Annotated in this window: 8 protein-coding genes; 7 read left to right on the forward strand and 1 reads right to left on the reverse strand. The window is 59.5% G+C overall.

Going from position 1 to position 6525, the window contains the following annotated elements:
- Positions 1 to 5: 5 nt before the first annotated feature.
- Positions 6 to 545, reverse strand: coding sequence for a glycine cleavage system transcriptional repressor (locus SSPSH_RS11430; protein ID WP_006913512.1), 540 nt, complete (start codon positions 543 to 545; stop codon positions 6 to 8).
- Between the two features lie 147 nt (positions 546 to 692).
- Here SSPSH_RS11430 and dapA point away from each other — a divergent pair, with 147 nt between their 5' ends.
- From dapA to SSPSH_RS11465, 7 genes are all read left to right on the forward strand, one after another.
- Positions 693 to 1556, forward strand: a complete 864-nt coding sequence (dapA, locus tag SSPSH_RS11435; RefSeq protein ID WP_006913513.1) for a 4-hydroxy-tetrahydrodipicolinate synthase — start codon at positions 693 to 695, stop codon at positions 1554 to 1556.
- A gap of 102 nt (positions 1557 to 1658) precedes the next feature.
- Positions 1659 to 1970, forward strand: coding sequence for a hypothetical protein (locus tag SSPSH_RS11440; protein WP_006913514.1), 312 nt, complete (start codon positions 1659 to 1661; stop codon positions 1968 to 1970).
- Between the two features lie 93 nt (positions 1971 to 2063).
- Positions 2064 to 2348, forward strand: a complete 285-nt coding sequence (locus tag SSPSH_RS11445; protein WP_006913515.1) for a hypothetical protein — start codon at positions 2064 to 2066, stop codon at positions 2346 to 2348.
- A gap of 33 nt (positions 2349 to 2381) precedes the next feature.
- Positions 2382 to 3068 (forward strand): YjbF family lipoprotein, encoded by a 687-nt coding sequence (locus SSPSH_RS11450; RefSeq protein WP_021031715.1) that lies wholly within the window; start codon positions 2382 to 2384, stop codon positions 3066 to 3068.
- Positions 3069 to 3119: 51 nt separating this feature from the next.
- Positions 3120 to 3938 (forward strand): hypothetical protein, encoded by an 819-nt coding sequence (locus SSPSH_RS17985; protein ID WP_006913517.1) that lies wholly within the window; start codon positions 3120 to 3122, stop codon positions 3936 to 3938.
- Entirely contained in the window at positions 3935 to 6112 is a 2178-nt protein-coding gene (locus tag SSPSH_RS11460) for a YjbH domain-containing protein (protein ID WP_006913518.1), read from the forward strand. Before SSPSH_RS17985 ends, SSPSH_RS11460 begins: the two co-directional genes overlap by 4 nt.
- Before the next feature lie 111 nt (positions 6113 to 6223).
- On the forward strand, positions 6224 to 6508 hold the full coding sequence (locus SSPSH_RS11465) for a hypothetical protein (protein WP_021031716.1): 285 nt from the start codon (positions 6224 to 6226) through the stop codon (positions 6506 to 6508).
- Positions 6509 to 6525: the final 17 nt, after the last annotated feature.

A 6525-nucleotide genomic window follows, 5' to 3' on the forward strand; every position in this document is an offset into this window, starting at 1 on the left:
GATCGCTATGTCTTGATCGGGTCGAGCAGGCCGTCGGCGTGCAGATCATCGCAGACATCCATGAATGCATCACGCAGCGTCTGTGGGTGATGCGCGGTCGGCACATTGACCGCGAGATGCAGGGTGCACATGAACGCACCGGTCAGGCCGGACTCGTAGGACTGGGCGCTGATTTCGATGACCTGCGTGCCCTGGTCGGTAAAGAAATCGAGCAACTCACCCAGAAGGCCGGGCTGTTGCGGGGCGACCACTTCGGCGGCATAGGGGCGAAAATCGGGCTGTGCTTCTGCCGGTCGTGAATGCTGGAACTGAACCGCCAGGCCGAGATGCTCGGCCAGGCCGGGCAACGCACTTTCCATCTTGCCCATCGCGCTCCAGTTGCCACGCAGCAGCATCGACGCAGAAAACTGGTCGCCCAGCGGGGTGATGCGGCATTCGCTGATTTCGCAGCCACGTCGGGCGATAGCGCCCACCAGGTCGCGCGCGAGCTTGTCGCGATTGCGGCCCAGCGCCACGATCGACAGATGTTTCTTTATTTCCGGCATGAGCCTGACGTTGTCCTACAGCCGATGAGCGGTCGTAAAAGCCGGCTATGGTAGCACTACACGTTATCTGTTCACGTGGTTACAATGCGCGCCCAATCGCTGTAGGAGAGAACAGTGGCTCAGGCAAACGCACAACTGGGTGGCAGCATGGTGGCGATCGTCACACCCATGCATGCCGACGGCAGTGTCGACTGGGACAGCTTCGAGAAGCTCATCGACTGGCATATCGCCGAGGGCACCGATGGCATCGTAGCGGTCGGCACCACGGGCGAATCAGCCACGCTCGGCTTTTCCGAACATGATGAAGTCATCGAACGCACGGTCGAGCTGGTCGACAAGCGCGTACCCGTCATTGCCGGTACCGGCGGCAATGCCACCGATGAAGCGATCCGCCTGACTCGCCACGCCAAGCGTGCGGGGGCCGATGCCTGCCTGCTCGTCTGTCCCTACTACAACAAGCCGACTCAGGAAGGCCTGTACCGCCATTTCCACGCGATCGCGATGGCAGTGGATATCCCGCAGGTGCTTTATAACGTGCCCAGTCGTACGGGCGTCGATATGCTGCCCGAGACGGTCGCCCGCTTGGCGCCTATCGACAATATCGTCGCGCTCAAGGAAGCGAAGGGCTCGATCGAGCGAATTCATGCGCTGATCGAGGAAGTCGGCGACGGCATCGATATCTTCTCGGGCGACGACGGTACCGCCATGGAATCGATGCTGGTCGGTGGCAAGGGCGATATTTCGGTCACCGCCAATGTGGCGCCTCGACTCATGCACGAAATGTGTGCGGCGGCGGTTGCAGGCGATCGCGAGAAGGCCGAAAAGCTCGATGCACAGCTATACCCGTTGCACAGCGCTCTATTCCTTGAGCCCAATCCGATTGCGGTCAAATGGGCGCTGTACCAGATGGGCTATATCGGGCCTGGGATTCGTTTGCCGATGACGCCGCTCGCGGATCACTTTCACGAGCCGGTGCGTGATGCGTTAAAAGCGCTGGAGCTTATTCAGTAAGTCGCGCGGTGTTTTCTTCGCGATTTGTCATAGTGCTGGACCTCCCTTAAGGTGAGGCAGTACGAAACCATTTGAACCTCAAGAGGTTCTTGAAGAGCTATTATGCGTAAGTTTTTGATCGCAATTGCATTGATCGCTTTTTCGACCCCGGGCGTGGTGCTTGCTCAGTCATCCGGCACGTCGGAAGGCTCCAGCACTAGCGGCGCGGGCTCTTCCACTAGTGGCGCGGTTTCCGGCGGTGGCGCTGCCGGCACCGGTGCTGCAGTGACCAGTTCGGCCGTACTTGCCGGTGTGGGCGCTGCGGCCGTTGTGGGCGGCGCGCTCGCACTGTCCAACAGCGGCGGCGGAGACGACGATGACGAGAACGTAACCACCGGTACTACCGGTACTACCGGCGCCGCGGGCACGAACTAGTGGGTGAATAGCCTGTTTATTTGCTTGCGTTTGCATACGCGAAGAGATAGATTGTGTCCAAGGCTATTAATTCGGCCGTTCACGGGAGTGATAATGATGAAAAATATTCTTGCAGCGACTGCGATTGCGATGTTTGTGGCATCGCCGATGGCATTCGCTCAGTCGGGTAGTGGCTCTACGAGTAGTGGTTCGGCCAGTTCAGGTGTTGCAACCGGCGGTGCTGCCGGCGCTGGCGGCGCTGGCGTGATTGGCGCCACGACTCTGGCCATCGTTGGTACGGCTGCGGTTGTCGGTGTTGTTGTTGCTGCTTCGAACAGCAGCAGTGATGATGACGAAAACATCACCGTGCCGACGGGTACCACAGGCACGACGCCTTAAAGCGTTGAAATGGATTGCCTAAAAAGGCTGTTCTTGAAAGGCCGCCTGAGGGCGGCTTTTCTATGTCTGCTCTTGTTGTTCGTTTCCGCGTTGATGATCGGATGCGCTGACGCGCGCCGTAACAGCCCGTTTGTTTCCACGTTTGCAACGTTCCTTCCGGGTGGCGGTGGCGATGTTGGAAAGCAAGCAGCAGCGATCCCTTATGCGTCGGTCGATTTGTCGATCGGGCGCGCCGGTGGTCTGCTTATCCTGGCCGAACTGACGGATGACCTGACGTTCTGGCAGTCGAGCACTCGTGAAACGATTGTCTTTCGCAAGGGCTATCTCGAATCAACGAGCGGGCTCTATGCGGATTTGCTCTATAGCCGAATGGGCGATGCCGGCGACGAATCGCTTGTGCCCTGGGAAGCGGCACCGGGCGATGGTGCGTCGGCGCTAAATTACCGTGTCGAGCGTGGTTGGCGCGATGCGAAAGGGGTGACGCACGCGGCTGCGGGCCAGGCCAGTTTTGCATGTGCGGGGCAACCGGAAAGCAGAGACTTGCCGCTCACCACGATCGAATTGACGCGCTGTGTGGAAACGGTTGACTGGGTGAGCGGGGGGCAGACGCGATCGGTGGTCTGGCGCGATCCGGCAACTTACCGTATTTGGGCCGGCGACGTTGCGGCTTGGCCGGGCGGGTTGCGGGTCACCTGGGACGTTGCGCGACCTTGGTGGTAACGCGAAGACATTAGGCGCGCAAAGCGCATAATTTTTGGGGAGAAGCAGGGCATGCAAAGCCGCGTCAAGAACGCTGGACGCTATTGGCGGGCGCGTGGGGTGCTCGTAAGTAGCGTATTTGCAGCCTGTTTGCTCGCCGCTGCCCATGCGGGTGCCGCCGGTGTCGATGACTCGGCCGCCAGTGATGCATCGCAATCGGCGGGTTTCAGTACGGTGCTTGAGGCGTGGCTGGGATTTCCGGGCCTTGCGCAAAGTAGTACGCCGTACACGTATCTTCGTGCCACCCGCACCGCCGATAACGTCGAAGCAAAGCGCCAGGATTTGATTCGCGAGCTCGATGATTTGCGCTGGCGTCTGGACGGTCGTGGTTACGAGACCTTTGTACAGGCCGTGGATCAGTGGAAATCAACTCTGGCCGCATCCGGTGTTTCCCGGGAGCCGGGTGATTGGAGTCCGGCTTGGCTTATGACACATCCCCACCGCAACCCGCCGATCAGCCATGTGGCGGCGATCGGCGCATGCGACGTGCCCAACTGGGTCGAAGTCTGGTCTGGCCAAGGCGTGATACGCACGCCTTGGCATACGGGCATGACGCTCTCGCAGCTCACAAAGAACGACGTGATCGATTTGGATGGCATCAGTATCGTGAGCGTCGTTTCACCCACAGGCGAGGTGCAGCGCTTGGGTCAGGCCGCTTTCAACTATTCCGACAGTGAGTTGCTACCGGGCGCCCGCGTAGTTCTGCCGCTGCCGCTGGGCGGCGAAGCCTTTGCGTGGATCCGTGACACGACAGCGCAACTACTTGCGCACGCACCGGCGGGCGAGAACTGTAAAGAAATGAGATTTGCCGATATGGGAGCGTCGCAATGAGCGCCGAACTGACAGGCGTGTACCGCTTTCGGCGACGCGTCTGTGCGCTCTGCGGAACATTGTTGATTTGGCTGCCGGCTGCCCATGTGTGCGCACAGGAAGCCGAGACGTCGGAAGGTGAGGTTCCGCCAGTATTCCAGGCAGATTACGGTGGCGTTGGGCTGATGGAAACGCCGACAGCCCGGATGGCACCGCTCGGCACCTTTTCATTCACGTACAGTGAAGTCGAGCCTTATACGAACTACGCATTCAGCTTTCAGCCGTTCGAATGGATGGAGGCCGGGTTTCGCTACACCCAGATCGAAAATCGGTTGTATGGGCGGGCGATCGCGGGCGATCGTGACTATCTGGATAAAGGCGTCGATCTGAAACTGTCGTTGGTCGACGAGCGAGCCTACGTGCCCGAGCTCGCGGTCGGGTTCCGCGACTTTGGCGGTACCGGGCTTTTCGGCAGCGAATACCTGGTCGCCAACAAGCGTTGGTACGACTTCGATTTCAGTCTCGGGGTGGGCTGGGGCTATCTCGGTTCACGCGGCGATTTCAGTAACCCGTTCGGCGTTTTAGGCGAGCGCTACAAGGAACGCATCGACGAGGACACAGGCCAGGGCGGCGACTTCAATCTCAAGCAGCTTTTCTCCGGGCGGCCGAGCGTCTTCGGCGGTATTCAGTACCACACGCCGTTCGAACCCCTGACGTTGCAAGTCGAATATGAAGGGAATGACTACGAAAGCGAACCGCTAGACAACCCGCAAGACCAGGACTCGCCTCTCAATATCGGCGCTCGATTCCAGGTCAATGACAACCTGACGCTTTCCGCGGCGTGGGAGCGGGGTAATACCGCAATGCTCGGCGCCACGTTGAGCGTCGGTTTGGCCACGCTCACGCAGACGAAGAACGACCCTTCGCCGGTAGCGGTAGGTGAGCCGGCTGCCGCGCGCACCGAGCAGGGAGAGAGCTGGGACGACGCCGCGAAACAGTTATCGACGAATGCAGGCATCGCAACGCGTCGCATTTCACGGGACGGTAATTCGCTCGTGGTCGAAGGGTCGCCAACCAAGTATCGGTCTATGCCGGAAGCCGAGTTGCGTGCGAATCGTATTCTTCATAATTTTGCGGACGCCGATATCGAACAGTTCCGCTATCGCTGGGTCGAGCGAGGCCTCGTTGCGCGCGAGGACAGTTTGCCGCGCGAGCCGCTGCCTGCCGATACGTTCATCGTTGAGCCCGGTAGTGTATTTAGCGAGCAGGATTATCGTTACGGCGTTGCCGCGGTGGCTGCATCGGCCAAGCGCTCGCGCCGGGATAGCGAACAACCGCTATACGACGATTTCGGCGATGTGTTCAGCTGGCGCCTGTCGCCGGGCTTGAGACAGAACTACGGTGGCCCGGACGGCTATCTTTACCAGGTGCTGGCCAAGCTCGACACGCAACTCAAGACAGACGATCACGGCTGGTTCTCCGGCACCCTCGGTTACACGCTGCTCGATAACTTCGATAATTTCGACTACATCGCGGACTCTGATCTGCCGCGTGTACGGACGTTCGTTGCGCGCTATCTCGACGAAACCGAGCTTGGTATCTACAACCTTCAGTACACGCGCACTGCACGGTTGTCTGACAATTGGTTCGGCATGGCCTATGCCGGTTACCTTGAGCAGATGTATGCCGGTGCGGGTGGTGAGGTGATGTACCGTCCGTTCAACAGTAACGTTGCCTTCGGCGTCGATGCGAACTGGGTTCGTCAACGTGATTTCGATACCCAGTTCGGTCTGCGCGACTATGAAACCTGGGTTGGCAACGCGACCGCGTATATCGATACCGGGTTCAAGGATGTGCTGGCGAAGGTCAGCGTTGGACGTTATCTGGCCAAGGACATCGGCACGACGCTCGATTTCTCGCGGCGTTTCGATTCGGGCGTTCGTCTGGGTGCGTTCGCAACCTTTACGGACGCAGGCGACGATTACGGCGAAGGTGGCTTCGACAAAGGCATTTATCTGAGCATGCCGCTCGATCTGTTCTTCAATAAGTCGTCGCGTAACTACGCGTCGGTCGGGTGGCAACCGCTCACCCGCGATGGCGGGGCGCAACTGGCTCGTCGCTACTCGCTTTACGGTCTGACGGATATGCGCTCCATCGACGGCTATTGGGAAAGCTACGAAGACGTCCAGCGCTAATTTTCCCGCCAAGCTTGCGTCGGCATGCTCAAGAGCTTGGCGAATGGTAGGATGCGGCCAGCTGAATGCGCTTCCGGGCGCATGTGCAGCGATCGATTCAGTGGAGTGTCCGTGAAAAAATTGATTCTTCCCGTCTTCGCTTCGAGCCTGCTCGGGCTTGCTGCGTGCAGTACCACGCCGGCCTGTCTGAAGACGCAGCCTTATATGAGCGCGCAGTCATTCCCGCCCCTGAAGAGTCCGGCCGGACTGGATGCCCCGCAGCCGGATCCAAGTATGCGAATTCCGGATGTCGCTGCCGGGCCGGTCGGTTATTTCGATGAAATTCCTGCCGATCGCGATGCTGAAGATCCCGCCGCGCGCTGCTTGGTTACGCCACCGGCAATGACCAGCCGCTAGGTGTGTAAACCCACCAG

It is taken from the genome of Salinisphaera shabanensis E1L3A (assembly GCF_000215955.2).
Taxonomy (GTDB): Bacteria; Pseudomonadota; Gammaproteobacteria; order Nevskiales; family Salinisphaeraceae; genus Salinisphaera; species Salinisphaera shabanensis.